The sequence below is a fragment of the Comamonas sp. w2-DMI genome (assembly GCF_040187735.1).
GTDB classification, from domain to species: Bacteria; Pseudomonadota; Gammaproteobacteria; order Burkholderiales; family Burkholderiaceae_C; genus Comamonas; species Comamonas terrae.
Map to the genome: position 1 here is coordinate 36,614 of NZ_JBANEL010000025.1, position 25,729 is coordinate 62,342.

A 25,729-nucleotide genomic window follows, 5' to 3' on the forward strand; every position below is an offset into this window, starting at 1 on the left:
TTGGGAAAACATTATGAGCAAACAAATCCGCAACATTGCGATCATTGCGCACGTTGACCACGGCAAGACCACCATGGTGGACCAGCTGCTGCGCCAGTCGGGTACCTTCGCCGAACACGAGAAAGTCGTGGACACGGTGATGGACAACCATGCCATCGAGCGCGAGCGCGGCATCACCATCCTGGCCAAGAACTGCGCCGTGAGCTGGAAGGGCACGCACATCAACATCCTGGACACACCCGGCCACGCGGACTTCGGCGGCGAAGTGGAGCGCGCCCTGTCCATGGTGGACGGCGTGGTGCTGCTGATCGACGCGCAGGAAGGCCCCATGCCCCAGACGCGCTTCGTGACCAAGAAGGCGCTGGCCCTGGGCCTCAAGCCCATCGTGGTGGTCAACAAAGTGGACAAGCCCGGTGCGAATCCCGACAAGGTGATCAATGCCGCGTTCGACCTGTTCGACAAGCTGGGTGCCACCGACGAGCAGCTGGACTTCCCCGTGGTCTACGCTTCGGGCATCAACGGCTGGTCGTCCAAGGAAGAGGGCGAACCCGGCGCCAAGTGGGGCGAGGACATGTCGGCCCTGTTCGACACCATCCTGGACCACGTGCCTTCCGTGAAGGGCGATGCCTCCGCACCTCTGCAGATGCAGATCTCGGCGCTGGACTACTCCACCTTCGTGGGCCGTATCGGCGTGGGCCGCATCACCCAGGGCACGCTCAAGGCCGGCCAGAACGTGCTGGTCATGGCGGGTCCCGACGGCAAGAGCTACAGCGGCCGCATCAACCAGATCCATATGTTCCAGGGCCTGGACCGCGTGCAGGTGAACGAGGCCGGCCCCTCCGAGATCGTGCTGGTCAACGGCATCGAGAACGTGGGCATCGGCGAGACCATCACCGATCCTGCGAATCCCGCGCCGCTGCCCATGCTCAAGATCGACGAGCCCACGCTGACCATGAACTTCTGCGTGAACACCTCGCCGCTGGCAGGCCGTGAAGGCAAGTTCGTGACCAGCCGCCAGATCTGGGACCGCCTGCAGAAGGAACTGCGTTCCAACGTGGCCCTGCGCGTCAAGGAAACCGACGAGGACGGCATTTTCGAAGTATCCGGCCGCGGCGAACTGCACCTGACCATCCTGCTGGAGGAAATGCGCCGCGAAGGCTACGAGCTGGCCGTGTCCAAGCCGCGCGTGGTGTTCCGCGAAATCGACGGCGTGCGCTGCGAGCCTATCGAGCTGGTGACGGCCGACATCGAGGAAGGCCACCAGGGCGGCGTGATGCAGGCACTGGGCGAGCGCAAGGGTGAACTGGTGAACATGGAACCCGACGGCCGCGGCCGCGTGCGCCTGGAATACCGCATCCCGGCCCGTGGCCTGATCGGTTTCACCAACGAGTTCCTGAACCTGACCCGCGGTTCCGGCCTGATCTCCAACATCTTCGACAGCTACGAGCCCCACAAGGGCGAAATCGGCGGCCGCAAGAACGGCGTGCTGATCTCCATGGACGACGGCGAAATCTTCACCTACGCCCTGGGCAAGCTGGATGACCGCGGCCGCATGTTCGTGAAGGCCGGCGACCCGGTGTACGAAGGCATGATCATCGGCATCCACAGCCGCGACAACGACCTGGTGGTGAATGCCACCCGTACCAAGCAGCTGACCAACTTCCGCGTCTCGGGCAAGGAAGATGCGATCAAGATCACGCCCCCGATCGAGCTGTCGCTGGAATACGGCGTCGAGTTCATCGAGGACGACGAGCTGCTGGAAATCACGCCCACCAGCCTGCGTGTGCGCAAGCGCTTCCTGAAGGAGCATGACCGCAAGCGCGCGGCCCGTGAAGCCTGATAGGCGCCGGCCTGCTTGGCAAAAGGCAACGTATGCAGATACGTTGCCTTTTTTATTGCCGGCTTTCGGGTTGAGAGCCTGAGAGCACAGCCCCCTTGAATCCACGGCATGCGATGCCTGGTTCTGGGAGCTTTTCAGAGGGGGCGGGGGCAAGAACAGGAGGGCTAATTACCTCCCTACGGGGCAGTGTGGGAGGCGTGGGTTGGGCTCAGTGATTTGCCGATTCCAAACTTTTTGCGATGCCAGCAGAAGCAGCGCTACCGGCAGCAGCTCCAACGGCTGTAACCACCGCAGTGCCACCGGCCATGGCGGCACCTCTGGCTGTCAGGCTACCTTCGCCAGGAGAGCCGCCAAGCCAGCCGACGAAGCTGCAGCACCGTACCAATTCGCCGGCTACCTCAAGGCCTGCTGCGCTGACTGCAGCGCCTATCAACAACAAGGTCCGCTGGTGAATCTCTTCGGCCTGTGCCTTGCCGCAGGTTGAGTCCTCTATTGCCCGTGGATCTGTGGCGCCCAAAGAAAAACCCCGCTACTTTTAGATAGCGGGGTTTTTTTACTTACCTTGGTGCCGGAGACATGAATCGAACACGCGACCTTCTCATTACGAATGAGCTGCTCTACCGACTGAGCTACACCGGCGATAGAACGAGATTATAGCGTGAAAATCAGGCCTCGGAGTGATAACGGGTCACTCGCTCCACTTCGTTCTTGGAACCGAGGATCACGCTGACGCGCTCGTGCAGCTGTGTAGGCTGGATTTCCAGGATGCGCTGCCTGCCGTTGGTGGCGGCGCCGCCGGCCTGTTCGACCAGCCAGCTCATGGGATTGGCTTCGTACATCAGGCGCAGCTTGCCGGCCTTCTGGGGCTCGCGCTTGTCCCAGGGGTACATGAAGATGCCGCCGCGGCACAGGATGCGGTGCACATCGGCCACCATGGCTGCGACCCAGCGCATGTTGAAGTTCTTGCCGCGCGGGCCTTCTTCGCCGGCCAGGCACTCCTGAACGTAGCGCTTCACCGGCTCGTCCCAGTGGCGCATGTTGGACATGTTGATCGCGAATTCCTTGGTGTCCTCGGGAATCTTGACGTTTTCCTCGATCAGGATGAAGGAACCTTGCTCGCGGTCCAGCGTGAACATGGACACGCCGTCGCCCACGGTCAGCACCAGCGTGGTCTGGGGGCCGTAGATGCAGTAGCCTGCCGCCACCTGCTGGGTGCCGGGCTGCATGAAGTCCTCCTCGGTCACGCCGGGATGGCCTTCGGGTTTCTTGAGCACGCTGAAGATGGTACCGATGGACATGTTGATGTCGATGTTGGACGAGCCGTCCAGGGGGTCGAACATCAGCAGGTATTCGCCCTGGGGGTAGCGGTTGGGCACCACGTAGATGCCTTCCATTTCCTCCGAGGCCATGGCCGCCAGGTGGCCGCCCCATTCATTGGCTTCGATCAGGGTTTCGTTGGCGATGATGTCCAGCTTCTTCTGCACTTCGCCCTGCACGTTCTCGCTGCCGGCCGTGCCCATGACTTCGCCCAGTTCGCCCTTGTTCACGGCAAAGCTGATGCGCTTGCAGGCGCGGGCCACCACTTCCAGCAGCAGGCGCAGCTGGCCGGGGATCAGGCCGTCCACGCGTTGCTGCTCGACCAGATAGCGGGTCAGGCTGATGTTTTTCTTCATGGTTCAACTCCTTAAAAATTCGCGGCTGATCCGCTCGGGATCGAAAAAATCATGGGGCAGTCCGGCGGTCTTCCACGGAGGGCTGGCGCCGGGGCTGCCGGCTTTCGAGCTCGGCTTGCAGCTCCCTGGCCCGCGCCAGCTGCTCGCCATCGCGGCGCATCTGCGCATGCTGCCCATACCGGGACAGCCACTGGCGGGCCTGCTGCGGCTGGCCCTGTTCATGGGCCAGCACCATGAGCTGGAAATAGCAATCGTAGACGGTGGCATCGTCCTGCGCCGCCAGGGCGATCTGCAGGCGCTCCTGCAGATACGCACGGGCTTCGTCCAGTTCGCCCAGTTCATAGCAGTTCTGCGCGATATTGGTCAGCACGCCGCGCAGTTGCTGCGGCATGCCCAGGGCCTTGAGGCGCTCGCGTGCGACGGCCAGCAGGCGCATATTGGCCTGCTTGGCTTCGCGGTATCGGCCTTGTTCGTGCAGCACATAAGCTTCGTCCTCATATACGCCGAGGATCTGCAGCTGCGAAGGAAAGTCGAGGGCCCGCGGTTCGGCACCACTGGAGTCCCAGCGCATTTCAGGGGGCAGGCTGGCGATGCGCTGCAGCGGATAGCGGGCCTGGATGCTGTGCACCAGCTTCAGCGCGGCATCGTGCTGGCCGCTGTCTGCCAGCCAGCGGATGCTGGAGTGGCGCAGGAAAAAGTGCGGATAGGCCAGTTCCGCGGAGCCGGGCTCGGGCAGGGCGGCCAGGGCCTTGCGTGCGGCTGCGGCCGCCTCCTCAGGCATGCCGCGGCGCGCGTAGACGCTGGCTTCGGTGTAGTAGAGCCGGAAGATGTCGCGCGCGGCGGTGCCTGGCTGGCGCAGCAGTGGCTCCAGCGCCTGGAGGTCGGCGCTCATGGCGCTTCCGCTGAACGTGCCGCCCTCGGTGAAGACGGTGGTGTAGAGCGGCGCAAAGCGCGCCTCGAAGGCCTTGGCCGGGCCGGCGGACGGCGCGGCCAGCGCGAGGCTGGAGGCGCCGATGCCCGCACCGGCCAGAGCCTTCAGGCCCAGGCCGGCATAGCGGCGCAGCAGATCCGGCAGCGGCATGCGGTCAGTCGGCCAGCGCGCGCGTCACGACTTCGCGCACGTCGTTGGACAGATCAGGCTTGGCGGCCACGCGCGCAATGGCTTCGCGGGCGGCGGTGCGGTAGGGTTCGGCCAGCTTCTTCCAGCGGTCCAGCACACGGGCCAGGCGAGCCGCGACCTGCGGGTTGAAGCCGTCGATCTCGATCACGCGGTCGCTCCAGAACACGTAGCCGGCCGCATCGGCGCGGTGGAAGGCGCCCGGGTTGCTGCAGTAGCTGAAGATCAGGCTGCGCGCGCGGTTGGGGTTCTTGAGCTGGAAGTCCGGATGCTTCATCAGCGCCTTGACGGCCGGCAGCACATTGCCGCCGCGGTCGCAGGCACCGCCTTGCAGGGCGAACCATTTGTCCAGCACCAGCGCGTCGTGCTGGAACATGGAGTGGAAGCGCTTGAGCGCCTGCTCGGCCAGCGGGCTGGCGCTATGGATCAGCGCGGCGAGGGCGGCCATGCGGTCCGTCATGTTGCCCGCGTCCTTGCAGCGCTGGTAGGCCTTGCCAGGCCAGACCGTGTCGCCGGTGCGGGCGGCATTCAGGCACAGCATGGATAGGGCGCGGCCGGCCAGCGCGCGGCGGCCGGCGCTCACATGGTCGGGCTGGTAGGCGCCGGTGTCGCGGTGGGCTTCCCAGGCGGCCTCCCATTCGGGCTGCAGCGCGCTGGCCAGCTGCAGCTGCATGGCTTCGCGCACCGCATGCACGCGCTGCGGATCGACTTCGGCCAGTTGTTCGGCGATATAGCTTTCGGACGGCAGCGTGAGCACCAGGTCCTTGAATGCCGGATCCAGCCTGTCGTCGCCCAGCACGCTGCGCATGGCCTGCACGAAGGCAGGCGGCAGCAGATCGGTGCCGAATTGGCCTTCGGTGCTTGCTGTGTCTGCGCTGGCAGCTGCGGAATTGAGAGCATTCAGCGCAATGCGCAGTCCGAGGCGCTGGCTAGCTTCCCATTGGTTGAACGGGTCGGTGTCGTGGGCCAGCAGCGTGAGCAGGTCGGCATCGCTGAAGTCGTGCTCCAGCACCACGGGGGCGCTGAAGGCGCGCAGCAGCGAGGGCACGGGGGCTTCGGGCACGTTGGTGAAGACGAAGCGCTGCTCGGGCTCGGTCACCACCAGCATGCGGCTGTGGGCGGCCTGACCGGCATCCTCGCCCTCCAGCTGCAGCGCGATTTCCCGGCCGCCGGCCGTGAGCAGGCCCATCTGCACGGGAATGACGAAGGGCAGCTTCTCGCTCTGGCCCGCCGTGGGGGCGCAGCTTTGCGACAGCGTCAGCGTATAGGTGCGGGCGTCGGCATCGTACTGGCCCGCGGCCTTCAGGTGCGGCGTGCCGGCCTGGCTGTACCAGCGGCGGAACTGCTGCAGGTTGCCGGCCAGGGGGGAGCCGGGATTGGCGTCGGCAATGGCCTGGGAGAAATCGTCGCAGGTCACGGCCTGGCCGTCGTGGCGCTCGAAATACAGCTTCATGCCCCTGGCAAAGCCTTCGCGGCCCACCAGGTTGTGCTGCATGCGCACGACTTCGGCGCCTTTTTCGTAGATCGTGACCGTGTAGAAGTTGTTGATCTCGATATAGCTGTCCGGGCGCACGGGATGGGCCATGGGGCCGGCATCCTCGGGGAACTGCACGGTGCGCAGCACGCGCACGTCGTCGATGCGCTTGACGGCGCGCGCCGAAGGCGTGCCGGCCATGTCCATCGAGAATTCCTGGTCGCGGAAGACGGTCAGCCCCTCCTTGAGCGACAGCTGGAACCAGTCGCGGCAGGTGACGCGGTTGCCGGTCCAGTTGTGGAAGTACTCGTGACCGACGACGGACTCGATGTTGGCGTAGTCCACGTCGGTGGCCGTGGCCTGGCTGGCCAGAACATATTTCGTGTTGAAGATGTTCAGGCCCTTGTTTTCCATGGCGCCCATGTTGAAGTCGCTGGTGGCGACGATCATGAAACGGTCCAGATCCAGCGACAGGCCGAAGCGGGCCTCGTCCCATGCAATAGCGTGCATGAGCGAATGCATCGCGTGTTCGGTCTTTTCCAGATCGCCAGGGCGTACGAAGACCTGCAGCAGGTGCTCGTTGCCGGCGCGGCTCCTGATCTGCTGCTCGCGTGCGACCAGCTTGCCCGCCACCAGGGCGAACAGGTAGCTGGGCTTCTTGTGCGGGTCCACCCACCTGGCGAAGTGGCGGCCGTCCTCCAGCTCGCCGGACTCCACCAGGTTGCCGTTGGACAGCAGCACCGGGTACTGGGCCTTGCTGGCGCGCAGGGTCACGGTGTACATGGCCATGACGTCAGGGCGGTCCAGGAAGTAGGTGATGCGGCGAAAGCCCTCGGCCTCGCACTGCGTGAAGAACGTGTCCTCGCTCACGTACAGGCCCATGAGCTTGGTGTTCTTGATGGGCGCGCAGGTGGTGAAGATCTCCAGCTCCACGGGCTCGCCGCCTTCGGGCAGGTTCTCCAGCACCAGCTGGTCGCCGTCCATCTTGAACGAGGTGCCCGCGCCGTTGACCAGCACGCGCGCCAGGTTCAGCTCGTCGCCGTCCAGGCGCAGCGGCTGGGCCGCCACGTCGGGGTTGCGGCGCACGCGCATCTTGTTGAGCACGCGGGTCTTGGCGGGGTCCAGGTCAAAGGTCAGGTCCACCGTGTCGATCCACCAGGCGGGGGCCTGGTAGTCGGCGCGATGGATGGCGGTGGCAGGGGCTTGCCCGTCACGCAGTTGCAGCATATCGATTCCTTTCGAAGGGATCAGAGGCCTTGCTTGAGCGAGGCTTCGATGAACACGTCCAGATCGCCGTCCAGCACCTTCTGGGTGGCAGAGACTTCCACGTTGGTGCGCAGGTCCTTGATGCGGCTGCTGTCCAGCACATAGGAGCGGATCTGGTGGCCCCAGCCCACGTCGGTCTTGGTGTCCTCCAGCTTCTGCTGCTCTTCCATGCGCTTGCGCATCTCGAAGTCATACAGGCGCGAGCGCAGGCGCTGCCATGCCACGTCGCGGTTGCTGTGCTGGCTGCGGCCGTCCTGGCATTGCACCACGATACCCGTGGGGATGTGCGTCAGGCGAACGGCCGAGTCGGTCTTGTTGATGTGCTGGCCGCCGGCGCCCGAGGCGCGGTAGGTGTCGGTGCGCACGTCGGCCGGGTTGATGTTGATCTCGATGGAGTCGTCGATCTCGGGGTAGACGAACAGCGAGGAGAAGCTGGTGTGGCGGCCGCCCGAGGAGTCGAACGGGCTCTTGCGCACCAGGCGGTGCACGCCGGTTTCGGTGCGCAGCAGGCCGTAGGCGTATTCGCCTTCCACCTTGATGGTCGCGCTCTTGATGCCGGCCACGTCGCCCGGGGTTTCTTCTTCCACCGTGGCCTTGAAGCCCTTGCGCTCGGCGTACTTCAGGTACTGGCGCAGCAGCATGCTGGCCCAGTCGCAGGCTTCGGTACCGCCGGCGCCGGCCTGGATGTCGATGAAGCAGTTGAGCGGGTCGGCCTCGTTGCTGAACATGCGGCGGAACTCGAGCTCCTCGATCAGCGGGCGCAGCTTGGCGGCCTCGGCCTCGATGGTCTCAAGGCCGGCATCGTCACCTTCTTCCTTGCTCATCTCGAAGAGCTCGGAGTTGTCGGCCAGCTCGCTGGTGAGCTTTTGCAGCGTCAGCACGACCGAGTCCAGGGACTTCTTTTCCTTGCCCAGCTCCTGGGCCTTCTTGGGGTCGTTCCAGACGTTGGGGTCTTCCAGCGATGCGTTTACCGTGCGCAGGCGTTCGTACTTGGCATCGTAGTCAAAGATACCTCCGTAGATCTGCCGTGCGCTCGGACAGATCTTCGAGGGTGTTGCCGATAGAGTTGACGCGTTCTGCTTCCATGGTGTGTCCGTTGTGTTCTTTAAAGATAGCTTTCGATTTTCTCATGCGCAGCGCACATGGGAGGCAATGGCCCGCCAATGTCACGGGCAGGTTGGACGAAAAGTGCGGTTTTTGCAAAAACTGTTGTCACATAAATTAACAAATGGGGCCTAGAATGCCAAAGCTCAAGCATTGGCGGCTTCTGCCGAAAAGCCTGCCATAGCTTTCGATCCGGCCGTTGGCAAGCGGATGCACGGCAGGGCAGGGGCCTGAAGCAGGTTGTTCCGGGCCCGGGCTGGAAGCTGTATTGAGTCCCTGTTCACCGTTTCTTGTATGGCGCCAGCCCTTCGGTCGGCAATTGCGGCGCCCGCCTCCCTATGACTTTCTTTCGCAATCTCAAACTGGCGAACAAGCTGTTGGCTTCGTTTGTGTTCATTCTGGTGCTCAGCGCCTGTTCGGGCGTCTTTGCCCTGTTCCAGATCGCCAAGGTCAACCAGACCGCCACCGACCTGGCCACGCACTGGATGCCTGCGGCCCGCACATTGCAGGACATGCGCTACCAGCTGCAGCGCTACCGTTCCCAGACCATGCAGCACGTGATGGCCACCGAGCCGGCGGAAATGGCGGTCTACGACAAGACCATGCCCAAGCTGTGGGACGAGCTGCTCAAGAACCACCAGGCCTATGCCCAGTACGTCGAGACAGCCAAGGAGCGCGAGCTGCTGGAGGGCATCGGCAAGGATCTGCAGCGCTATGCGCAGCAGACCGCCAAGGTGGTCGAGCTGTCCCACATGCAGCGCAACGACGAGGCTGCGGCCATATTGCGGGGCGAGTCGGTGCAGATCAGCCGCGGCATCAATGCCCAGCTGGATGCGCTGACCGAGATCAACAGCCGTGACGCGGACCGTACCAACCAGGAGGGCGACGACCTGTATGCTTCCGCACGCTGGTGGATCGGCGCCCTGGTGCTGGGATCCATCGCCGTGGGCATTGCGCTGGCCGTGCTGATCGCGCGCTCCATCGCTCGGCCGCTGCAGTCGGCCGTGCAGCTGGCGCAGCGGGTGGCCGAAGGCGACCTGAGCGGCAAGATCGAGCCGCACAGCACCGACGAAGTCGGCCAGCTGCTGCAGGCCCTGAAGTCCATGAATACCAGCCTGCAGCGCATCGTGAGCGAGGTGCGCCAGGGCACGGACTCCATTGCCTCGGCCAGCAGCCAGATCGCCATGGGCAACCAGGACTTGTCCTCGCGCACCGAGCAGCAGGCCAGTTCGCTGGAGGAAACCGCGGCATCCATGGAGGAGCTGACTTCCACCGTGCAGCAAAACGGTGCCAATGCCCAGCAGGCCAACCAAATGGCCTCGGCGGCCTCCCAGGTGGCCGTGCGCGGCGGCGCGGCCGTGTCCCAGGTGGTGCAGACCATGTCGGCCATCAACGATGCCTCGCGCAAGATCGTGGACATCATCGGCGTGATCGACTCGATCGCCTTTCAGACCAATATCCTGGCGCTCAATGCCGCCGTCGAAGCGGCGCGGGCCGGCGAGCAGGGCCGCGGCTTTGCGGTGGTGGCTTCCGAAGTGCGCACGCTGGCCCAGCGCTCGGCCGAGGCGGCCAAGCAGATCAAGCTGCTGATCGATGACTCCGTGACCAAAGTGCAGGAAGGCAGCAGCCAGGTCGAGGAGGCCGGCCGCACCATGGACGAGATCGTGCTGAGCGTGCGCCGCGTGACGGACATCATGGGCGAAATCTCCGCAGCCAGCCATGAGCAGACCTCGGGCATCGAGCAGGTGTCCCAGGCCGTGACGCAGATGGACCAGATGACGCAGCAGAATGCAGCCCTGGTGGAAGAGGCTGCCGCAGCCACCGACGCCCTGCGCGGCCAGGCAACGGCATTGGCCGAGGTGGTGGGCTTCTTCAAGCTCGGCGCCTACCAGGGCGCGACGCCGGCCCTGGCTCCGGCCCGTGCCGCTGCAGCCGCTCCTGCCGTCGCCAAGGCACCGGCAGTCCGGCCGGCGCAGCCTGTCCCTGCCAAGGCGGCCGCGGCAAAGTCGGCGCCTGCCAAGATGGCCCCTGCTGCGGCCAGGACCCTGTCCGGCCAGAGCAAGGCCGCGACCGCCGACGAGGGCGAGTGGGAGAGCTTCTAGGCCCGCACGCGGGACGCAAGGAAGTGCTGGCAGTCCCCGCGCTGCGCCATTCGTGAAAAAGCGCCTGACCCGGCCGGGGTCAGGCGCTTTTTTGTGGCGTGGGAAAAATCCCTGCTTGCTATCTTTCAGGTAGCGTCTGGCGCATGCCTGTATTCATATCCGTTTGTTCTTAATTGTTATTCCTGCATACGGCTTGCGCCATGAGCTATGAAAAATGTAGCAATCTGAAATGCCCCGCGGCCGGGGCAGCGGGGCAAGCGGCGTGTCCGACGCCGTTGGAGGAAGGATGAAGAATCAGCCGCCGCGCGTGACGGGGGCCTCGGCGTTCCTGCCGTAGGCGCCGTACTTGCCCAGCTCCCACTTGGCGATGGCGTTGCGGTGCACTTCGTCGGGGCCGTCGGCAAAGCGCAGCGTGCGTGCATGGGCATAGGCGCTGGCCAGCGGGAAGTCGTCGCACATGCCGCCGCCGCCATGCACCTGCATGGCCCAGTCGATGACCTGGCAGGCCATGCTGGGGGCCACGACCTTGATCATGGCGATCTCGGTCCGGGCCACCTTGTTGCCGGCCACGTCCATCAGCCAGGCGGCCTTGAGCGTGAGCAGGCGGGCCATGTCGATCTTGCAGCGTGCCTCGGCGATGCGCTCCTGCGTCACGGTCTGCTGGGCCACGGTCTTGCCGAAAGCCACGCGGCTGGAGGCGCGCTTGCACATGAGCTCGAGCGCACGCTCGGCCAGGCCGATCAGGCGCATGCAGTGGTGGATGCGGCCGGGGCCCAGGCGGCCCTGGGCGATCTCGAAGCCGCGGCCTTCGCCCAGCAGGATGTTGCTGGCGGGCACGCGCACGTTCTCGAAGTACATCTCCATGTGGCCGTGGGGCGCGTCGTCATATCCCATGACGTTGAGCGGGCGCACGATGCGGATGCCCTTGGCGTCGGCGGGCACCAGGATCATGCTCTGCTGCGAGTGCTTGGGCGCTTCGGGATCGGTCTTGCCCATGGTGATGAACACCGCGCAGCGGGGGTCGCCGGCGCCCGAGATCCACCACTTGTGGCCGTTGATCACGTATTCGTCGCCCTGGCGCTCGATGCGCGTGCAGATGTTGGTGGCGTCGGACGAGGCGACTTCAGGCTCGGTCATGGCGAAGGCCGAGCGGATCTTGCCTTCCAGCAGGGGCTTGAGCCAGCGCTCCTTGTTCTCCGCGCTGCCGTAGCGCGCGATGGTTTCCATGTTGCCGGTGTCGGGGGCGGAGCAGTTGAAGACCTCGCTGGACCATGGCACACGGCCCATGATCTCGGCCAGCGGCGCGTATTCCTGGTTGGTCAGGCCCGCACCGTCATAGCCGGAGGCGGCGGCGCTGTCCACGGGCAGGAACAGGTTCCACAGGCCGGCGGCCTGGGCCTTGGGCTTGAGCTTCTCGATGGTCTCTAGCGGCGTCCAGCGCTTGCCGGCGGCCGTCTTGGCCGCCATTTCGTCGGCGTATTCCTTCTCTGCCGGGTAGATGTAGTCGTCCATGAACTTGAGCAGGCGCTGCTGCAAGTCCCGGGTCTTGGGCGAGTATTCGAAGTCCATGGGTGCTCCTTTTGTTGTCGGGCAGTGAGAATGGGTGAGAGGGGCGTTGTCGTTACAGGGGTCAGCTGCGCTGGGCAAAGGACCAGGCCAGTTCGGCCATGGGGCGGGCCGTGTCGCCCGAGGCCTTGGCCTGGGCGCTGGAGGCCGTGCCGGCCTCCACGCGCTTGGCAATGCCTTGCAGGATGGCGGCGATGCGGAACATGTTGTAGGCCAGGTAGAAGTTCCAGTCCTTGTGCAGGGTGTCGAGATCGGTGATGCCCGTGCGTTCGCAGTAGCGGCGGATGTATTCGGATTCGGCGGGAATGCCCAGCGCCGCCAGGTCCAGCCCGCCAATGCCGCGGCCCAGCGCCGTGGGGATGTGCCAGGCCATGCAGTGGTAGCTGAAGTCGGCCAGCGGATGGCCCAGCGTGGACAGCTCCCAGTCCAGCACGGCGATCACGCGCGGCTCGGTGGGGTGGAACATCAGGTTGTCCAGGCGGTAGTCGCCATGCACGATGGAGACGCGGCTCTCGTCGCGCGCGCTGGCCGGCATGTGGGCGGGCAGCCATTCCATGAGCCTGTCCATCTCGGGAATCGGCTGGGTGATGGAGGCCACGTACTGCTTGCTCCAGCGGCCGATCTGGCGCTCGAAGTAATTGCCGCTCTTGCCGTAGTCGGCCAGGCCGCGCTCGGCGAACTTCACGCTGTGCAGCGCCGCGATCACGCGGTTCATTTCGTCGTAGATGGCGCCGCGCTCGGCGCTCGTCATGCCGGGCAGCGACTGGTCCCACAGCACGCGGCCCTCCATGCATTCCATGATGTAGAAGGCGCGGCCGATGACCGACTCGTCTTCGCACAGCGCGTACATGTGGGGCACGGGCACGTCGGTGTCGGCCAGCCCCTTCATCACGCGGAACTCGCGCTCGATCGCATGCGCCGAGGGCAGCAGCTTGGCCACGGGGCCGGGCTTGGAGCGCATCACATACTGCTTGCCCGGGGTGATCAGCTTGTAGGTGGGGTTGGACTGGCCGCCCTTGAACATCTCCACCTGCAGCGGGCCGGCAAAGCCGTCGACATGGCCGGACATCCAGGCCGTGAGCGCAGCGACATCGAACGCATGCTGCTCGGAAACGGGGCGGGTGCCGACGAAATGGTCAAAAGTGCTCATGGATGTTCAGTCCTTTGTTCGATTTGTGGTGGGCGCACGCAAGCCGCCACGCTGCGCCAAAAAAGCGCAGCGAGCATCTGCATAGGAGAGGGGGAATTGCCGCGAAAGCGGCGTAGAAACGAGGGGTAGCCGACGGTGGCTGTCCTCAAAACAGGCATGGCCTAGATCAGGGACACCGAGCAAGAGCCGCCTCGCAGCGAAGGTGTCGTCCCCCCGTGGGGGGGAAGCCGCAAAGCGGCTCAGGGGGGCTAGTGATCCGTATCGGCGATGCGCAGCAGCGTGTCGCGGTCGCGCACCACCAGGCCGCCCGGCTCGATGCGTATCACGTCCTCGCGCTCCATGGACTTGAGCTCCTGGTTCACGCGCTGGCGCGAGGCGCCCAGCAGCTGGGCCAGCTCCTCCTGCGCCAGATGCAGGCCGATGCGGATCTCGCTGCTGTCCGAAAGGCTCATCACGCCATAGCTGCGCATCAGGTGCAGCAGCTGCTTGGCCAGGCGCGCGCGCAGCGGCAGGGTGTTGAGGTCTTCCACCAGGCCGTAGAGCTGGCGCACGCGGCGCGCATTGAGGCGAAGAATGGCTTCCGAAAATTCCACATGCAGGCCCAGGATGCGCTTGAAGTCGGCCTTGGAGACGCACAGCAGCGTGGTCTCGCCATGCGCATAGGCGTCGTGCGTGCGCTTGTCGCCGTCCAGGATGGCCACGTCGCCGAACCAGATGCCAGGCTCCACATAGGTCAGCGTGATCTGCTTGCCCGTGATCGAGGTGGAGCTCACGCGCACCGCGCCCTTGGCGCAGGCGATCCACTCCTCGGGCGGTTCGCCGCGGGCGCAGATGAGCGAGCCATCTCGGAATCGTTTGACGTAGGCGCATCGAAGAATGTCGTGCCGAAGCGAGGGCGATAGGGATGAGAACCAGCGACCGGAATTGATCGCTTCACGTTCTTCCATAGTAAGAATCGGGTCGTCCATGATCTGTCTAATGCGTGACTGAAGACTGGTTCATTGTCGCGTGTGGGACCGGGCGCTTCGGCGATGCCGGTGCTGCACCTGTCGCCTGCGTGTCCGCGCGTGGCGCGAACGGGGCTTGCGTCAATGGCGAAATCGGCTATGCAGTGTGCCAGAGGACGGCGCGCATGAATGCCCGTGGTGGACGCGGGCAGGGCGGTGCTGCCGGCCGATGCGGCGGGAGCCGGCGCTTGGGTGTAAGCAAAATGGCAATGAAAAAAGCTGCTGGCGCTTGTGGACAAAGCGCCGGCAGCTATCGAAAGCGTAGTTCTTGCAGGAAGCGGCGCGCGGGCCGCCCGGTTCAGGCCTTCATGCGCTCGAGCAGATGCGCGGCCGCGGCTTCCGGGTCCGGTGCATTGACCAGGGCGCGGACCACGGCCACCGAGCCCACCCCCGTGGCGCGCACGGCGGGGAACAGATCGGCCGAGATGCCGCCGATGGCCACCAGCGGATACTGCTGCATGAGCCGCACATAGGCGGCCAGGCGCGCCAGCCCCTGCGGGGCCGTAGCCATCTTCTTGAGCGTGGTCGGGAACACCGCACCCAGCGCGATGTAGCTGGGCTGCACGGCGTGGGCGCGCACCATTTCGGCATAGCCGTGGGTGCTGACGCCCAGGCGCGTGCCGGAGGTGCGGATGGTCTCCAGGTCGCGGTGGCCGATGAGGTCGAGGTCTTCCTGGCCCACATGGACGCCATAGGCGCCGGCATCCAGCGCTGCTTGCCAGTGGTCGTTGATGAACAGGCGCGCGTCCGTGCCTTCGACGGCGGCCACGGCGGCCTTCACCTCGCGGGCCACGGCGGCCCGGTCATCCGACTTGAAGCGCAGCTGCACCGTGGGCACGCCGGCGCGCGCCATGCGGCCCACCCATTCGGCCGTGGGCAGCACGCCGTACAGGCCCAGCTCGCGCGGGCAGCGGGCAAAAGCCTGGGCTGGGTCTGTGCCGGCGAGCCCGAAGTCGCGCGGATCGTCGGGCCAGTGCGTGGCGTCGAACTGGTTGCTGCGCTCGGCCTGGCGTTGCCAGGCCTGGGCCAGGGTTTCGGCATCCACGGCGATGAAGCCCAGCGCGCTGCAGGCCTGCAGCGCCGCCAGATAGGCGGGCTCGCTGCGCAGCGCGGGGGGAACCGGCTGGGCGGTCAGCTGCACATGGTCGATCTGCCCGTCGGGTGCCTGCGCGGCAAACGTGGCGCCGTGGTGGTGGATGATGGCCTGGGCCAGTGCCTGGTTTTCAGCGGTGTTCATGAGCGGCCTTGCGTCTGCTTACTCGTGGTGCCAGAAGGGCGTGCCCAGCACGGGCGTGCTGGGCTGGGCGGCCACCTGTTCGGCCATGGCGCCGGCGCGCCAGGCGGCGTGGCCGGCGTTCACGGCATCGGCGAAGGCGCCGGCCATGGCCACGGGGTCTTCGGCCAGGGCCACGGCGGTGTTGAGCAGCACGGCGTCATAGCCCCATTCCATGACGGTGCAGGCATGGGAAGGTCGGCCCAGGCCGGCGTCCACGATCAGCGGCACCTTCAGGCGCTCGCGCAGCATCTGCATCGCATAGGGATTGACAGGGCCGCGGCCCGTGCCGATGGGCGCGGCCCAGGGCATGACGGCCTGGCAGCCCACGTCCACCAGGCGCTGGCACAGCACCAGGTCGTAGGTGGTGTAGGGCAGCACCTGGAAGCCGTCCTTGATGAGGATGGAGGCGGCTTCCACGAGGTTGAGCGTGTCGGGCTGCAGCGTGTAGTCGTCGCCGATCAGCTCCAGCTTGATCCACGGCGTGTCGAACACCTCGCGGGCCATCTGGGCCGTGGTCACGGCCTCCTGGATGGTCATGCAGCCGGCCGTGTTGGGCAGAACGGGCACGTCGAGCTTGCGCAGCAGTTCCCAGAAGCTGGCGCCGGTTTCGGCGGCATTGCTGCCCTGGCGGCGCAGCGAGGCCGTGACCATGGCGGGGCGCGAGCGCTGCACGGCGGCTTCCAGCACGGTGGGCGAAGGGTAGCGCGAAGTGCCCAGCAGCAGGCGGCTTTCAAAGCGCTGGCCGTACAGGACCAGGGCATCGTCGGCGGTGGTTGTCGAATGGTTCATCACTTTTCTCTTCAATCTTCAAATTACGGCCTGCAGCACCTGAAGCTGACACGGCCCGAGCCAGAGACACCGGGCAATAGCCGCCTTGCGGCGGGGCCGCCCCGGCGAAGGCGTCGTCTCCTTGGGTGGGAAGGCATGCGGTGCCTCAGCGGGTCATCCTCCCGTCACGGGGGAGATGACTTCCATCCGGTCCCCGTCCTGCAGCGCATGGACCGCATATTGGGTCCTGGGCACGAAAACGGTGTTGACTGCCACGGCAAAGGGGGGCCTGGCCTGCAACTGCGCCAGCGCATCGGCCACGGTGGCGGAGGCGGGCAGTTCGGTGGCTTGCTGGTTGATGGTGATCTTCATGGTGGGCAAACGGTCAAAACAGGCAAAACGGGCAAGCGGGCCGCCGAAGCGGCCGGCGGGTCTGCTGCACGAGGGCTCCAACGGTAAGCGCTGGCGGCTGCGGGCTTGCATATGGCCAGGGTGGGAGAGCTGTGCGCCAAAGTTCACATGGCCTGCAATCGCCGGCTCAGTGCGCGGCAAGTGCGTGCTCGGATTCGCGGTGGACGGCCACATCGAATTCGCGCGCCAGCGCGGAGTCGCCGTCCTCGTCGATCAGCTCCAGCACCACGTCCAGCATGGCCGGCGAGATCATGAAGCCATGCCGGTACAGGCCGTTGACTTCCATCACGCGCGGCGCGAGCAGGCGTACGGCGGGCAGATTATCGGGCAGCGTGGGGCGGCACTGTGTGGCGATCTCCACGATGCGGGCCTCGGCAAAGCCGGGGTGCACGGTGTAGGCGGCGCTCAGCAGTTCCAGCGTGGAGCGCACCGAGGCCGGCGACATGTCGTCCGATTCGATCTCGGTGGCGCCGATCACGAACAGATGGTCTTCCTTGGGTGCGATGTAGATGGGGTAGCGCGGGTGGATGAGCCGCGTGGGGCGCTGCAGCGTCACCTCGGGCGCATGCACGCGCACGACCTCGCCGCGGATGCCGCGCAGCTGCCTCCACTGCGTGCGGGCGCCCAGGCCCCGGCAGTCGAAAACGAAATCGGGCTGGCCGGCCGTGCCGGGGGCGAAGTCGCAGAGTTCGCGCGGGCTGTTCCAGTGCAGCTTCACGCCCATGTGCTCCAGCGTGCTCACCAGCGCGGCCAGCAGCTGGCGGTTGTCGAGCTGGCCTTCGCCGGGCAGGTAGACGCCCTGGGTGAAGCGGCTCTGCAGGGCCGGCTCGCAGGCCTGCAGCTCGGCACCGGCCAGAGACTGCATGGCCGGCAGGCTGGGATTGATGCGGCGGTTCTTCTCCAGCACGCCGAAGAAGCGCTGGGCGTCGCCCTGGTCCTGGCGGTGCCAGAGGATGAGCGTGCCGTTTTGCTGGTGGAAGACCGGGGCATCGAGCTGGGCCAGCAGTTCGGGCCAGCGCTTGAGGCCGTGCTGGCCCATGCGCACCACGCCGGGCTCGGTGATCGCCGATTCGGCCAGGGGCGCGAGCATGGCCGCCGCCACACGGGCCGCGGCGCCTTCGCCGGCAGGGCCCTGGGCATCGTAGAGGTCGATCGCATGGCCGCGCCGGGCCAGGGCCAGGGCCAGCAAACGGCCCATCAGGCCGCCGCCCAGGATTGCAACGCGCGAAGAAGCTTCAAGCAAGGACATGTGCTGTTCGTTTTCCGTCAAGGCGCACATGGAGGCCACATCTGCCGACCTGCAGGGATGCATCCCCAAGTGCAGGACAAAACGCGGTGCGTATGCAGTAGTGCTGAAACTCCCCACGCCAGCATGACCTGGATCGGGTGCAGGGGGCAGGCCGCGCGGGTGGCAGCAGCTTTCGGGTCTTGGAGACCGCAGCCCCAGGGTATTTCTCAGTCGCACATCCGGTCTGGAGGCGCGGCATCAGCCGCGCGCCGCATGGGACACCCCTGTTTCGTCCGTCAGCAGGCATTACAGCACAACTGCAAACACCGCGTTTCGACTGGTCGCATGGGCGATAATTTTTGTCCATGACAGTGACCGCCTCCACCACCGCTTCCGAATCCTCCTCCACGGCAGCACGCAAGCGCTATGCGCGCGTGCTCTCCATTGCCGGCTCCGACAGCGGCGGCGGCGCCGGCATCCAGGCCGATCTCAAGACCTGCAGCGCCCTGGGCTGCTATGGCATGACGGCGATCACGGCGATCACGGTGCAGAACACGCTGGGCGTGACGGGCATCCACGGCATTCCGCTCGATACCGTGCGCGGCCAGATCGATGCCGTGGTGGGCGATATCGGCGTGGACGCCGTCAAGATCGGCATGCTGGCCACGCCCGAGGTGGTGCAGGTGGTTGCCGACGCGATCCGCCGCCACGGCATCCGCAATGTGGTGCTGGACCCGGTGATGGTGGCCACCAGCGGCGACCGCCTGATCGCGCCCGAGACGGCCCGGGTGCTGGTCAGGGAGCTGTTCCCTCTGGCCACGGTGGTCACGCCCAACCTGGACGAAGCCGCACTGCTGCTGGGCCGCAGCATCGACGGCATCGAAGCGCTGGACGCCGCCGTGGCCGATCTGCTCGCGCTGGGCGGCGCCGGTGCGCCTGCCGTGCTGCTCAAGGGCGGCCATCTGCCCGGCAATCTGGTGATGGACGTGCTGGGCCGGCAGGGGCAGGCCAGCGGCGAGTATCTGCGCCTGCAGTCGCAGCGCATCGTCACCCACAACGGCCACGGCACCGGCTGCACGCTGTCGTCGGCGATTGCCTGCTTCCTCGCCCAGGGCCTGCCGCTGGTAGAGGCCGTGACCGAGGCGCGCAGCTACATCCTGGGGGCGATCGCGGCCGGGGCCGATGTCTACACCGGCCGCGGCCATGGGCCGCTCAACCACGGCTATGCGCCCAGGGCGCAGATCGTCGTGCAGCCCTGAAGCCTTTCACGCACGAATTCACCTGCGAAAAAAGGCCTGCATTGCAGGCCTTTCGACTCCGGGGGCAGGTCACCAGCCCCAGACCAGGCTTTTGGCCACCCAGCCGCTCTGGCCGTTGCTGCGCTGCACCTGCAGCCAGCTGCCCTGTTTCTTCAGCGTACGCGCCACTTCGTGCTGTTCGAGCTTGCCGACCACGCGGTGGTTCTGGCCGGCGCCGGCGCGCAGATTGGCGGTGCGGGCCTTGACCACGACATGCGGCGTCTTTTGCGTCAGCGGCGCATGCACCCAGCCCAGCGTGGCCTCGTAGTCCCGGACGCGCAGCCACTGGCCCTGGCGCCGGGTCACCTGCAGCGGATAGCCCTTGCTCAGCTCCCACAGCGTGGCGGAGCGGGTCGTGGGCTTTTCCCGCACATTCACGCTGTTGCCCTTGATGCTTACAAATTCCTGGGCATGCGCAGTTGCAGGCATCACGGCGGTCGAGAGGGCGGCGAAAGCCAGGGAAGCAGCTGTCAGCCAGGCGGCAATGCGGCGATTGTTCAAAAGCACGGGGCTGGGTCTCCTTTCAGAAAAAACATTCGTAAACAGCATGGAAACCGCTTGAGATCATCGTGTGCCGCTATAGTTCCTGAATGAAGCTGACAGCGCTCCCCGGTGGCGGGCGTCGCTGCGGCACCATCGTTCGCCTGGCAGGGAGGGTTCCATCATGAAGACTGCAGATACGGCAGGCCCGGGGCGCGGGCCGGTAGCCTGGCTGACGAGCGGCTTGGCCGCCGCCGTGCTCGCGGCCTGCCAGAGTTCCGGCCCGGACGCCGGCCAGGGGGCGTCGGCCCAGCCTGTCGCACAGGCTGTGCAAGCGTCCGGCCGCAACGCAGAGCTGGGGCGGAAGCTGCGCGATGCCGCGGCACGGGGCGATGCCGAGGCCGTGCGGGATCTGCTGGCCCGGGACGCGCCCGTCGATGCCCAGGACGAACAGGGCAACACCGCGCTGCTGCTGGCCACGGCCGGCAACCATATCGAGGTGGCCCGTTCGCTGCTGCTGCACGGCGCCAACCCCAACCTCAAGAACCGGCAAAGCGACAGCGCCTTCCTGCTGGCCGGCGCACAGGGGCGGCTGGAGATCGTGCGCATGGCCATGTCCTATGGCGCCGACCTGAAAAGCACCAACCGATATGGCGGCACGGCGCTGATCCCCGCCTGCGAGCGCGGCCATGTGGAGACGGCCAAGGCCCTGATTGCGGCCGGGGTCGATGTCAACCACGTCAACCGCCTGGGCTGGACCTGCCTGCTGGAGGCCGTGCTGCTCTCCGATGGCGGGCCCCGCCACCAGGCCATCGTGAGCGAGCTGATAGCCGCCAGGGCCGACCTGAATCTGCCCGATGCCCAGGGTGTCACGGCCCTGGCCCATGCCCGCGCCCGCGGCCAGGCAGAGGTCGTGCGGCTGCTGCAGGCAGGCGGCGCCGCTGAATCTCCCTGAAAAAGGCTGTCAGCGCTGATGGACCAAGCCCGGCCAGCTCCTGTTCTGATAGTTTCTCAGGAGGCTTGCACGGCACCGGCACTACCGGCCCGCAGGCCGCGCGTCGCAAGCGCTGCGGCAAAGGTCACGATCAGCGTGGGCAGGGCCGAGCCGGCGGCGGTGCTGACCAGCGGCACCAGGTGGTAGAAGGCAATGCCGGCGATCCAGATCGACACGGCACCCCAGCGCACGGCCGGCGCGTTGCGAACCAGTTCCTGTACATCGGCATTGAAGGCCAGGCGGCCCAGCATCACGCCGAACAGCGGCACGAAACAGGAGCTGAGGATCAGCAGGAAGGGCTCCAGGCTGTGCATGGGCAGTACCAGGGCCAGCACGGTGCACAGCACGGCCACCAGCAGGCCCCAGCGGCGGATGCTCCAGGCCGGCAGCAGGCTGTGGGCCGACAGGGCGGCCGAATAGGTATCGCCATAGGCGTTGTCCACTTCGTCGATCAGCACCAGGGAGAGGGCAATCAGCCCGCCCTGGGCCAGCAGCAGGGCCGTGACCAGATCCTCGCTGGGCAGCGTCAGCGCCACCAGCACGCCCAGCGCATAGCACCAGATGTTGGCGACGGCAAAGCCCGTCCAGGTGCCGGTCAGGGCGGATTTGCCGCTCCTGCCGTGGCGGGCGTAGTCGGCCACCAGCGGCAGCCAGCTGATGGGCATGGCGATCACCAGGTCCATGGCCGATAGCATGCCCATGCTGCCGTCGCCCTGGCGGTCCATGAATGTGGCAAAGCCCTGGGCACCGGCCATGGCCAGGAACTGCCAGCTCAGCCACAGCAGGGACAGCACCACCAGCGGCAGTGCCACGCGCGAGACGATGCGGCGCACCAGCGTCACCATGGAGCCGCTCATGAGCAGCACGATCACGCCGCCCCACAGCAGCGTGGCCAGCCATAGCCAGTAGGCGGCGGCCATGGCGCCGCTCTGGCGACCCAGGGCCAGCGTGGCGTCGCGCATCACCACGAGCTCGAAGCTGCCCCAGCCCAGCAGCTGCACGATGTTGAGCACGATGGGCAGGCGCGCGAAGCGGCGGCCGTAGACGCCGTGCATCAGCCCGGCGCTGGCCAGGCCGCTGTCGCAGCCCAGCTTGGCCACCCAGGCCAGCAGACCGGCGCCCGTGAGCGAGCCCAGCACGATGGCGGCCAGGGCCTCGCGCGGGCTCAGGGCCGGCAGCAGGTAGGCGCCCATCTGCATGACCAGCAGGCCCACGCCCAGGCTGAACCACAGCGAGGCATGGTCGCGCCAGGCAAACACGCGCGCCTGCGCCGCAACGGGCGCCAAAGCCTCGTTGGAGGTGGAAGAGGTAGTTGAAGACGTCATCAGGGCTCCGCCGGAAAGCGCAGCAGGGCCACAGCGGGGTGCCGCTTCCGGCTCGGGCCGGGCGACACCGCGAACAGCTTCCCTGCGCGAGGATGATCTCGGGCAAGCCGGGCCGGGCGGCCGCCGCTTGCGCAATCAGGTTCAAAGGGACTCTCTCAGCCCCGTCCTGCGGACGGGGCACCCCCAGCATGCCCATGCAGGAAAGGCCGGTCGGCCTGCCTTGCAGGGGCGTCGGCGATTCTGCCAGAGAACGGGCCTCAGCCGGCGCAGCTCTGTCCTGCCTTTCATCCATGCAATCCGCAGGCCATGGCCGGGGAGGAGCGTGCGATGTTGCAAATGCTTGCAATTGCGGAAAACTTATTCAACCCCGTTGGCCGGTATGGCGCGTTTCAGCAGCTGTCATCGACTTTCCCCGGAGCAAGCCATGCGCATTTCCCCTTTCCCTTCCTCATCCGCAGCCTTTGGCGCGCGCCGTGCAGCGCTGCTGGGTGCCCTGGCTGGCGCCGCCTGCCTGGCCGCAGCCGGTGCAGGCGCGGCCTCCGCGCTGCCTGCGCCGGCCGGCCCGCTGGCGGACATCAGCATCGTGGAGCGGGCCAGCGGCAGGGTCCTGCCCGTCTATCGCCACCGCGGCGAATACTGGGTGGCCGGGCGCCCGGGCGCCAATTACGCGATCCGCGTGCGCAACAACACCCCGGGCCGCATCCTGGGCGTGATCAGCGTGGACGGGCTCAACGTGCTCACCGGCAGGAGTGCGGCGGCCCGGCCCGACGACGGCTATGTGTTCGATGGCGGCGAATCCTCCGATATCGAGGGCTGGCGCAAGAGCCTGGACAAGGTGGCCGCCTTCTATTTCGCGGAAAGCGACATGTCCTATGCCAGCCGCACGGGCCGGCCGCAGGATGTGGGCGTGATCGGGGTGGCGCTGTTCCGCGAAAAACCGCCGGCCGTCGTCTACGAATCCGCCCCGGGTGCTGGCGACGGCTCGGCCGCAGCGGCAGAGGCGGCTGTGCCCGCTGCGCCACGCCAGGCCGAAAAATCGGCGGCACGCGCCGCACCCGCGCCGGCGCCATCGCTGGGGACGGGCCATGGCGCCATCGAGGTCTCGCATGTTTCCACCACCCGCTTCGACAGCGCCACCCGGCGGCCCGAGCAGCTGGTGCGCATACGCTACGACAGCTTCGACAACCTGCTGGCCAGGGGCGTGATTCCCAGGCCCCGGCCCAGCCCGGCGCCGCGCGGACCCCGTGCCTTTCCCGGCGACGGCTTTGTGCCCGACCCTCCGGCCTATTGATCTGACCTGACCCGACCGGAATGGCGTGGACGGAGTTTGCATAATCGGGCGCATGGCCGTGAATGCATTTGCGCCCGATTCTCCTGCCGATCTCAGCGACGAAGCGCTGATGCACGCCTATGCGGCAGGGGATGCCGCGGCCTTCGAGCAGCTGTATGGCCGGCACTGCCTGCGCCTGTGGCGCTATTTCTTTCGTAACACGGCCGACGCAGCCCTGGCCGATGACCTGAGCCAAGACCTCTGGTTTGCCGTGGCGGACAGCGCTGCCCGCTATGAAGTCCGCAGCAGATTCACCACCTGGCTGTTCACCATGGCCCACCATCGCCTGGTCGACCATTGGCGCCGCCGCAGGCCGACGCTCAGCCTGAGCGGCGACAGCGAGGAGGCCCGCAGCCTGGCCGACAGCCTGTTTGCGGCCTCGGGTTTCGAGCCCCAGCATTGCCTGGACCGGCAATTGACGGCCCGCGCGCTGCTGCAGGCGCTGGCCGGCCTGCCGCCGCAGCAGCGCGAGTGCTTTCTGCTGCAGGTGGAGGCCGATATGTCGCTGGCCGAGATTGCCGCAGCGACCGGCGTGGCCGAGGAAACGGCCAAGAGCCGTTTGCGCTATGCGCGCGCCAAGCTGCGCGCGGCGCTGGAGGAACTGGCATGAGCCCCGCAACGCCTGGCGAACGCAAGACCGATGCTCTGCGCGACATCTACCTGGATGCCGTGGCCGAGGACCGCGGCCCGGATGCGGCCAGCAGCGAGCGCATCCTGGCCCATGCGCGCCGGCGGGCGGCGCAAGCCCATGGGCTCGGCAGTGCTGCTGGGGCAGGGGACGAGCCTGCCGGCCGCAAAGCGCCGCCGGATACCCGCGATTTCGTTGGCAAGCCCGCAGCCAACGAGCGGCATTGGCGGCGCCATGCGCTGGGTGGCCTGGCAGCCCTGGGTCTGTTGGGCTGGCTGATGCTGCAGCATCCTGCCGGGCGGGAGGGCGGCAGCCGCGATGCCTCGCCAACGCCTGCAGCCGAAACCGCGCCCCGGGGTACCGATGCGCCGGCAGGCAGGGCCGCGCAGTTGCCGGGGCCTGCCGCACCGCCGGCCCCCATGCCGGCCGATGGACGCCATGCGCCAATCCGCCCGGCGCCCGCCGCCGAAGAGTCCGCCAAGGCCGTGCGGCCCCCGCAGGAGCGGGCTGCTCAAACGCCGGCAGCCGATGCAAAACGGAGCAGGCCGGCGCAGTTGCCCTGGTGCCCCGACGCTGCCGACGAGGAAGCCTCCGGCGTGGCCGGCAAGCCCGCCACCATGGAGAACGCGCAAGCCTTGCCCGGCCAGGCCGCCCCTTCGGGCTGCCGCCCGCGTGAAAAAGCGCGCAAGAAGCCGCAGCCTGCGGCTTCGCAAGAACGATAGGTCGCCCGTAAGGCAGCCGGGCAGACGAAAAAAAGCCCGCACAAGGCGGGCTGGGTGATGGTCTGGCCAGCATCTGCGTGCTGGCGTCAGGCCATGTTACTGGATTTTTGCCTTCTCGCGCAGCTGTTCCTGGAATTGGGCCAGTTTTTGCTGTTGCAACTGTTGCACGATCTGGGGCTTGACATCCTCGAACTTGGGCAGTTCGGCCTGGCGCTCGTCGTCCAGGCGGATGATATGCCAGCCGAACTGGCTCTTGACCGGGGCCTGGGTCATCTCGCCCTTCTTGAGCTTGACCAGGGCTTCGGTGAACTCGGGCACGTAGTTGTTGGGGTTGGCCCAGTCCAGATCGCCGCCGCGGGCACCCGATCCAGGGTCCTTGGATTCCTTCTTGGCGATGTCCTCGAACTTCTTGCCGCCCTTGATTTCGGCAATGATGGCCTTGGCGCGGTCTTCCGACTCCACCAGGATGTGGCTGGCCTTGTATTCCTTGCCGCCGTTGGCCGCCACGAACTTGTCGTACTCGGCCTTGGCCTCGGCATCGGTCACGGGGTTCTTCTTCTGGAAGTCCTCGAACAGCGCGCGGATCAGCACGGTCTGGCGGGCCATTTCCATCTGCTGCTTGTAGGTGTCGGAGCTGGCCAGGCCGCGGCGGTTGGCCTCTTGCATGAAGACTTCGCGGGCGATGACCTCGTCCTTGATCATCTTGTCCATCTCGGGCGTCACGGGCTGGCCGCTTTGCTCGATCTGCTGCTTCAGGGCGTTGACGCGGGCGACGGGCACCGGCTTGCCGTTGACGATGGCCACGTTCTGGGCCGAAGCGGACAGCGCGGCAGTGCCCAGCACGGTCACGGCCAACAGACGGGTCAGGAGCTTTTGATTCAGGCTCATGCGAATTCCAAACTATGAGAGGTAGAAGTTTGCGCGGATAAACAACAGGCTCCGAACTGCGGAGCCTGCCAGAACGTCAATA

At 66.4% G+C, this 25,729-nt stretch carries 21 protein-coding genes and 1 tRNA gene; 7 read left to right on the forward strand and 15 right to left on the reverse strand.

What is annotated here, in order from left to right:
* The first annotated feature begins 13 nt into the window (after window positions 1-13).
* A complete protein-coding gene (gene typA, locus V8Z74_RS21245) occupies window positions 14-1,840 on the forward strand; it encodes a translational GTPase TypA (RefSeq protein WP_066470310.1) in 1,827 nt (608 codons plus the stop codon).
* Window positions 1,841-2,403: 563 nt separating this feature from the next.
* On the opposite strand, the gene V8Z74_RS21250 is transcribed toward typA, so the two are convergent.
* From V8Z74_RS21250 to prfB, 5 genes are all read right to left on the reverse strand, one after another.
* Window positions 2,404-2,479, reverse strand: a tRNA-Thr gene (locus V8Z74_RS21250).
* Window positions 2,480-2,505: 26 nt separating this feature from the next.
* Window positions 2,506-3,513 carry a class 1 fructose-bisphosphatase gene (locus tag V8Z74_RS21255; protein ID WP_066470308.1) on the reverse strand — a complete coding sequence of 336 codons (1,008 nt, stop codon included), beginning with the start codon at window positions 3,511-3,513 and terminating at the stop codon, window positions 2,506-2,508.
* A gap of 49 nt (window positions 3,514-3,562) precedes the next feature.
* The gene (locus V8Z74_RS21260) at window positions 3,563-4,594 is read right to left on the reverse strand and encodes a tetratricopeptide repeat protein (protein ID WP_349711058.1); all 1,032 of its coding nucleotides are present in this window, start codon (window positions 4,592-4,594) and stop codon (window positions 3,563-3,565) included.
* 4 nt (window positions 4,595-4,598) lie between these two features.
* The gene (gene pepN / locus V8Z74_RS21265; RefSeq protein ID WP_349711059.1) at window positions 4,599-7,331 is read right to left on the reverse strand and encodes an aminopeptidase N; all 2,733 of its coding nucleotides are present in this window, start codon (window positions 7,329-7,331) and stop codon (window positions 4,599-4,601) included.
* A gap of 20 nt (window positions 7,332-7,351) precedes the next feature.
* A protein-coding gene (gene prfB, locus V8Z74_RS21270) for a peptide chain release factor 2 (protein ID WP_157081777.1) occupies window positions 7,352-8,456 on the reverse strand; the annotation gives its coding sequence in 2 pieces (ribosomal slippage) (window positions 7,352-8,374 and window positions 8,376-8,456; 1,104 coding nt in all).
* Between the two features lie 356 nt (window positions 8,457-8,812).
* Here prfB and V8Z74_RS21275 point away from each other — a divergent pair.
* Window positions 8,813-10,576: a methyl-accepting chemotaxis protein gene (locus tag V8Z74_RS21275; protein WP_349711060.1), complete on the forward strand. Its 1,764-nt coding sequence runs from the start codon at window positions 8,813-8,815 to the stop codon at window positions 10,574-10,576.
* Between the two features lie 294 nt (window positions 10,577-10,870).
* Here V8Z74_RS21275 and V8Z74_RS21280 read toward each other — a convergent pair whose 3' ends face one another.
* The 7 genes from V8Z74_RS21280 to thiO form a co-directional block, all read right to left on the reverse strand.
* Window positions 10,871-12,145 carry an acyl-CoA dehydrogenase family protein gene (locus V8Z74_RS21280; protein ID WP_066470297.1) on the reverse strand — a complete coding sequence of 425 codons (1,275 nt, stop codon included), beginning with the start codon at window positions 12,143-12,145 and terminating at the stop codon, window positions 10,871-10,873.
* A gap of 61 nt (window positions 12,146-12,206) precedes the next feature.
* Window positions 12,207-13,292, reverse strand: a complete 1,086-nt coding sequence (locus V8Z74_RS21285) for a phosphotransferase (protein ID WP_349711061.1) — start codon at window positions 13,290-13,292, stop codon at window positions 12,207-12,209.
* Window positions 13,293-13,540: 248 nt separating this feature from the next.
* The gene (locus tag V8Z74_RS21290) at window positions 13,541-14,260 is read right to left on the reverse strand and encodes a Crp/Fnr family transcriptional regulator (protein WP_066470293.1); all 720 of its coding nucleotides are present in this window, start codon (window positions 14,258-14,260) and stop codon (window positions 13,541-13,543) included.
* A 337-nt stretch (window positions 14,261-14,597) separates the two neighbouring features.
* A complete protein-coding gene (thiE, locus tag V8Z74_RS21295) occupies window positions 14,598-15,536 on the reverse strand; it encodes a thiamine phosphate synthase (RefSeq protein ID WP_349711062.1) in 939 nt (312 codons plus the stop codon).
* Between the two features lie 18 nt (window positions 15,537-15,554).
* The gene (locus tag V8Z74_RS21300) at window positions 15,555-16,364 is read right to left on the reverse strand and encodes a thiazole synthase (protein ID WP_349711063.1); all 810 of its coding nucleotides are present in this window, start codon (window positions 16,362-16,364) and stop codon (window positions 15,555-15,557) included.
* Between the two features lie 153 nt (window positions 16,365-16,517).
* Complete coding sequence (thiS, locus tag V8Z74_RS21305) at window positions 16,518-16,715, reverse strand: sulfur carrier protein ThiS (RefSeq protein WP_066470285.1); 198 nt, start codon at window positions 16,713-16,715, stop codon at window positions 16,518-16,520.
* A 166-nt stretch (window positions 16,716-16,881) separates the two neighbouring features.
* Window positions 16,882-18,003 carry a glycine oxidase ThiO gene (gene thiO / locus V8Z74_RS21310; RefSeq protein WP_349711064.1) on the reverse strand — a complete coding sequence of 374 codons (1,122 nt, stop codon included), beginning with the start codon at window positions 18,001-18,003 and terminating at the stop codon, window positions 16,882-16,884.
* A gap of 344 nt (window positions 18,004-18,347) precedes the next feature.
* Here thiO and thiD point away from each other — a divergent pair, with 344 nt between their 5' ends.
* Window positions 18,348-19,241 carry a bifunctional hydroxymethylpyrimidine kinase/phosphomethylpyrimidine kinase gene (gene thiD / locus V8Z74_RS21315; RefSeq protein ID WP_066470284.1) on the forward strand — a complete coding sequence of 298 codons (894 nt, stop codon included), beginning with the start codon at window positions 18,348-18,350 and terminating at the stop codon, window positions 19,239-19,241.
* Window positions 19,242-19,310: 69 nt separating this feature from the next.
* Here the strand turns inward: thiD and V8Z74_RS21320 are convergent, their stop codons facing one another.
* Window positions 19,311-19,787, reverse strand: a complete 477-nt coding sequence (locus V8Z74_RS21320) for an SH3 domain-containing protein (protein ID WP_349711065.1) — start codon at window positions 19,785-19,787, stop codon at window positions 19,311-19,313.
* 157 nt (window positions 19,788-19,944) lie between these two features.
* Here V8Z74_RS21320 and V8Z74_RS21325 point away from each other — a divergent pair, with 157 nt between their 5' ends.
* Window positions 19,945-20,715: an ankyrin repeat domain-containing protein gene (locus V8Z74_RS21325; RefSeq protein ID WP_349711066.1), complete on the forward strand. Its 771-nt coding sequence runs from the start codon at window positions 19,945-19,947 to the stop codon at window positions 20,713-20,715.
* Window positions 20,716-20,771: 56 nt separating this feature from the next.
* On the opposite strand, the gene V8Z74_RS21330 is transcribed toward V8Z74_RS21325, so the two are convergent.
* Entirely contained in the window at window positions 20,772-22,079 is a 1,308-nt protein-coding gene (locus V8Z74_RS21330) for a purine-cytosine permease family protein (protein ID WP_349711067.1), read from the reverse strand.
* Window positions 22,080-22,503: 424 nt separating this feature from the next.
* Between V8Z74_RS21330 and V8Z74_RS21335 the strand changes: the two genes are divergently transcribed.
* From V8Z74_RS21335 to V8Z74_RS21345, 3 genes are read left to right on the forward strand one after another with little or no spacing between them, the layout of a single operon-like run.
* Window positions 22,504-23,370 carry a hypothetical protein gene (locus V8Z74_RS21335; protein WP_349711068.1) on the forward strand — a complete coding sequence of 289 codons (867 nt, stop codon included), beginning with the start codon at window positions 22,504-22,506 and terminating at the stop codon, window positions 23,368-23,370.
* A 52-nt stretch (window positions 23,371-23,422) separates the two neighbouring features.
* On the forward strand, window positions 23,423-24,019 hold the full coding sequence (locus V8Z74_RS21340; RefSeq protein ID WP_349711069.1) for a sigma-70 family RNA polymerase sigma factor: 597 nt from the start codon (window positions 23,423-23,425) through the stop codon (window positions 24,017-24,019).
* Window positions 24,016-24,759, forward strand: coding sequence for a hypothetical protein (locus V8Z74_RS21345; RefSeq protein WP_349711070.1), 744 nt, complete (start codon window positions 24,016-24,018; stop codon window positions 24,757-24,759). The genes V8Z74_RS21340 and V8Z74_RS21345 overlap by 4 nt, the downstream gene beginning before the upstream one ends.
* Window positions 24,760-24,855: 96 nt before the next feature.
* On the opposite strand, the gene V8Z74_RS21350 is transcribed toward V8Z74_RS21345, so the two are convergent.
* Window positions 24,856-25,647, reverse strand: coding sequence for a foldase protein PrsA (locus tag V8Z74_RS21350; protein ID WP_174522868.1), 792 nt, complete (start codon window positions 25,645-25,647; stop codon window positions 24,856-24,858).
* Window positions 25,648-25,729 lie beyond the last annotated feature (82 nt).

Excerpts from the sequence above, each read along its gene's own strand:
- typA (WP_066470310.1), top strand. The coding sequence starts at position 14 with ATGAGCAAACAAATCCGCAACATTGCGATCATTGCGCACGTTGACCAC.
- V8Z74_RS21255 (WP_066470308.1), bottom strand. The coding sequence starts at position 3,513 with ATGAAGAAAAACATCAGCCTGACCCGCTATCTGGTCGAGCAGCAACGC.
- V8Z74_RS21260 (WP_349711058.1), bottom strand. The coding sequence starts at position 4,594 with ATGCCGCTGCCGGATCTGCTGCGCCGCTATGCCGGCCTGGGCCTGAAG.
- pepN (WP_349711059.1), bottom strand. The coding sequence starts at position 7,331 with ATGCTGCAACTGCGTGACGGGCAAGCCCCTGCCACCGCCATCCATCGC.
- V8Z74_RS21275 (WP_349711060.1), top strand. The coding sequence starts at position 8,813 with ATGACTTTCTTTCGCAATCTCAAACTGGCGAACAAGCTGTTGGCTTCG.
- V8Z74_RS21280 (WP_066470297.1), bottom strand. The coding sequence starts at position 12,145 with ATGGACTTCGAATACTCGCCCAAGACCCGGGACTTGCAGCAGCGCCTG.
- V8Z74_RS21285 (WP_349711061.1), bottom strand. The coding sequence starts at position 13,292 with ATGAGCACTTTTGACCATTTCGTCGGCACCCGCCCCGTTTCCGAGCAG.
- V8Z74_RS21290 (WP_066470293.1), bottom strand. The coding sequence starts at position 14,260 with ATGGACGACCCGATTCTTACTATGGAAGAACGTGAAGCGATCAATTCC.
- thiE (WP_349711062.1), bottom strand. The coding sequence starts at position 15,536 with ATGAACACCGCTGAAAACCAGGCACTGGCCCAGGCCATCATCCACCAC.
- V8Z74_RS21300 (WP_349711063.1), bottom strand. The coding sequence starts at position 16,364 with ATGAACCATTCGACAACCACCGCCGACGATGCCCTGGTCCTGTACGGC.
- thiS (WP_066470285.1), bottom strand. The coding sequence starts at position 16,715 with ATGAAGATCACCATCAACCAGCAAGCCACCGAACTGCCCGCCTCCGCC.
- thiO (WP_349711064.1), bottom strand. The coding sequence starts at position 18,003 with ATGTCCTTGCTTGAAGCTTCTTCGCGCGTTGCAATCCTGGGCGGCGGC.
- thiD (WP_066470284.1), top strand. The coding sequence starts at position 18,348 with ATGACAGTGACCGCCTCCACCACCGCTTCCGAATCCTCCTCCACGGCA.
- V8Z74_RS21325 (WP_349711066.1), top strand. The coding sequence starts at position 19,945 with ATGAAGACTGCAGATACGGCAGGCCCGGGGCGCGGGCCGGTAGCCTGG.
- V8Z74_RS21330 (WP_349711067.1), bottom strand. The coding sequence starts at position 22,079 with ATGACGTCTTCAACTACCTCTTCCACCTCCAACGAGGCTTTGGCGCCC.
- V8Z74_RS21335 (WP_349711068.1), top strand. The coding sequence starts at position 22,504 with ATGCGCATTTCCCCTTTCCCTTCCTCATCCGCAGCCTTTGGCGCGCGC.
- V8Z74_RS21340 (WP_349711069.1), top strand. The coding sequence starts at position 23,423 with ATGGCCGTGAATGCATTTGCGCCCGATTCTCCTGCCGATCTCAGCGAC.
- V8Z74_RS21345 (WP_349711070.1), top strand. The coding sequence starts at position 24,016 with ATGAGCCCCGCAACGCCTGGCGAACGCAAGACCGATGCTCTGCGCGAC.
- V8Z74_RS21350 (WP_174522868.1), bottom strand. The coding sequence starts at position 25,647 with ATGAGCCTGAATCAAAAGCTCCTGACCCGTCTGTTGGCCGTGACCGTG.